The organism is Streptomyces reniochalinae (assembly GCF_003323735.1).
GTDB classification, from domain to species: Bacteria; Actinomycetota; Actinomycetes; order Streptomycetales; family Streptomycetaceae; genus Streptomyces; species Streptomyces reniochalinae.
Genome location: NZ_QOIM01000014.1, coordinates 1 through 1,235, shown reverse-complemented (window position 1 = coordinate 1,235; position 1,235 = coordinate 1). Strand labels below are relative to the sequence as shown.

Sequence of the window (1,235 nt, the reverse complement as noted above, 5' to 3'; positions counted from 1 at the left end):
TGTGGCGGCGGCTTCGTAGTCGGCGGGGGTTCGGTAGCCGAGGCTGCTGTGCAGGCGTTTGAGGTTGTACCAGCTCTCGACCCATTCGAAGATCGCGGCGTGTGCGGCGGCTTTGCTGGGCCATGGGCTGTCGCAGGGAAGTTCCCTCTTGAGGGTGGCGAAGAACGACTCGGCCAGCGCGTTGTCCCAGCACTGGCCGGTGCGGCCGACGGACAGCCGGATGCCGAAGCTGTCGGCAAGTTCGGCGAATTCACGGCTGGTGTACTGACAGCCGCGGTCGGAGTGGAAGATCACCGAGGCGGGTGGGCGGCGCCGGTGGCAGGCCGCGCGCAGGGCGTCAGCGACGAGGCCGGTGCGCAGGTGGTCGGCGGTGGCCCAGCCGACGACGCGGCGGGAGGCGATGTCGATGACAGTGGCCAGGTAGAGCCAGCCCTCGTGGGTGGGGATGTAGGTGATGTCGCCGCACCAGCGGGTATCGGCGGCGGCCGGGTCGGGCTGGAAGTCGCGGTCCACCAGGTCGGGGCGGGACGGCGCCGCCGGATCGCAGACCGTGGTGCGGTGCTTGCGCCGACAGTGGCGGCCGGTGAGGCCGGCGGCTCTTATCAGGCGGGCGACTCGTCGGCGTCCACAGACGGTGCCCTCGCGTTTCAGGGCGGCGTGGACGCGTGGGGCACCGTAGGTACCGCGGGATGCCTGATGGACCTCACTGATCCTCCCGCTCAGTTCCGCATCACGCAGCGCACGGGCGCCGGGGACGCCGGTGCGGCGGCAGTAGAAGGCGGCACGGGAGACCTTCAGCAGCTCACAGACGCGTTTGATGCTGTGGCCTGCCTGCTTCTCCGCCTCGATGAACGGGTCGATGTTCACCGGGTCTCCGTCGCGAAGAAAGCCGTGGCCCGCTTGAGGATCTCGACATCTTCGCGCAGACGCCGGTTCTCCCGGCGCAGTCGGGCGAGTTCCTCGTTCTCACTACTGGTCAGCCCGGGTAGCCGGCCGGCGTCGGTCTCGGCCTGGTGGAACCACAGCCGCACCGCGGTCTCCGTCAGGTCGAAGTCCTTGGCGATCTGGCCGATCGAGCGGTCACCGCGCTGACACAACTCAGCGATCTCGGCCTTGAACTCCGGTGTGAACGAGCGGCGAGGACGCGGCTTCTTCTTCCCCATGCTCTCCATGATGGACATCCTTCCGGGGCAACGCCCCTGATCTCGAATGTCCGTCAAACCGAATCAAGCCCA

General features: G+C 68.2%; 2 protein-coding genes. Both read right to left on the bottom strand.

What is annotated here, in order from left to right:
- A partial coding sequence (locus DQ392_RS00075) for an IS3 family transposase (protein WP_114013358.1) occupies window positions 1-867 on the bottom strand: 867 nt, incomplete at its 3' end.
- Window positions 864-1,172 carry a transposase gene (locus DQ392_RS00070; RefSeq protein WP_114013357.1) on the bottom strand — a complete coding sequence of 103 codons (309 nt, stop codon included), beginning with the start codon at window positions 1,170-1,172 and terminating at the stop codon, window positions 864-866. The genes DQ392_RS00075 and DQ392_RS00070, both read right to left, overlap by 4 nt.
- Window positions 1,173-1,235 lie beyond the last annotated feature (63 nt).

What these genes read in the sequence shown, in the direction of transcription:
- DQ392_RS00070 (WP_114013357.1), bottom strand. Translation starts at nt 1,172, where the DNA reads ATGGAGAGCATGGGGAAGAAGAAGCCGCGTCCTCGCCGCTCGTTCACA.